The organism is Arsenicibacter rosenii (assembly GCF_001870735.1).
In the GTDB taxonomy this organism is placed as follows: Bacteria; Bacteroidota; Bacteroidia; order Cytophagales; family Spirosomataceae; genus Arsenicibacter; species Arsenicibacter rosenii.
Window position 1 is genome coordinate 1 of record NZ_MORL01000120.1, and the last position, 1,710, is coordinate 1,710.

General features: G+C 53.2%; 1 protein-coding gene. It reads left to right on the plus strand.

The genetic code is table 11. The features are described from left to right. A partial coding sequence (locus tag BLX24_RS30205) for a SusC/RagA family TonB-linked outer membrane protein (protein WP_143092917.1) occupies positions 1-1,710 on the plus strand: 1,710 nt, incomplete at both ends.

The window sequence follows — 1,710 nt, forward strand, 5'->3', positions numbered from 1 at the left end:
ATGCTTCATCGGCGGCAATTTATGGCTCCCGTGGTGCCAACGGCGTTGTGCTGGTAACAACGAAACTGGGCAAAGCGGGGCGCTCAAACGTCAGCGCAGGTGTGGAATACGGCGTACAGGAAGTGACACGTAAAGTACCGATGATGAATGCGCAGCAATGGATCAACTACTACATTGATGCCCATAACAATGCATGGGTCGACCTGAACCCGGCGGTCAACAAGGCCTCTGATCCGAACAGCGTACGGCCCTCAACCTACCGTATCCCCGACGACTTTATCACCAACCCCCAACAGTTCGGTACTGGCACCGACTGGCAGGACGTGATGTTCCGCGTGGCTCCGTCGAAAAATGCGCAGCTATCCGTTTCAGGCGGCAATGAAAAAACCCAGTTTCTGTTTTCAGGTGCCTACCTCGATCAGCAAGCCGTTCTTGACCAGAACTATTACAAGCGGCTGGCGCTCCGGACAAACATCAAACATGCCGTCACCTCCAGACTGACGGTGGGCATGAATCTGGGAGCCACCACCGTTTTCGACCGGACCGAAGGCACACAGGGTAAGAGCGATGTGATCAGTCTTGCCATTCAGAGCGATCCGATTTTTCCGGTATATAATGAAAACGGCAACCTCGGCTACCGCGATCCGAATTCGGTATGGAGTAAATACATTGCCTACAACGACCTGAACCTGTGGCACCCATACTCACTGACCCGGTTTATTCATAAGCAAAACAAGTCGTTCAACACACTGGCCACCGGTTATGCCGAGTACTATTTTACCGATGATCTGAAGTTCAGAACCAGCATCAGCGGCAACCTCTACAACACGCGGCTGAACTCCTATAGTATCAAAAACCAGGGCTACGGCTACTCCGGGCTCCTACCGGCTGAAGGCAACGTGCAGTCGTCGTATATGCTGAACTGGCTGTCGGAAAACACACTGACCTACGACAAACGGTTTGGGGATCATTCCGTTAATGTACTGGCGGGTTATTCTGTTCAGAAACAGCGGGATGAGTTTGCGACGGTTACTTCGGGCAGTTTCCCCAATGACCTGGTTGAGACCCTGAATGCCGGGGTCGTAACCAGCGGTTCGAGCAATGCCACCGAATGGTCGATGATTTCGTACCTGGCACGCGGGCAATATAATTTCCGGAACAACTATTTTCTGTCGGCGGCCATCCGGCGCGACGGCAGTTCCCGTTTCGGGACAAATACCCGCTGGGGTTATTTCCCGTCGGTATCAGCAGGTTGGTTAGTTTCCGATGAAGCATTTCTGAAAAACATCAAGGCGATCAACAGCCTGAAACTCCGGGCCAGCTACGGGGTAGCCGGCAATAACCAGATTCCGAACTACGGGGCCATCAGCTTGCTGAATGCGTCGAATTATGCCTCGGGGTCCAGCCTGGCCTCTGGTTTGCAGATTGCCAACATTGCCAATACAAACCTGCGCTGGGAACGTACTAACCAGCTGAATATCGGGGTTGACCTCCGCCTGCTGAGCGACCGCATCAGCCTGACGGCCGAGTATTATAATTCTGTGACCCGCGACATGCTGCTGAACGTCCCGATTCCCGATATTACCGGTTTTTCGACCCAGCTGACCAACATCGGCCGGATGCGGAACCGTGGAATTGAGCTCAACCTGAGTACCAAAAATACAACCGGTAAGCTGCTCTGGACGACCGAGTTCAATTTCAGCCGAAACC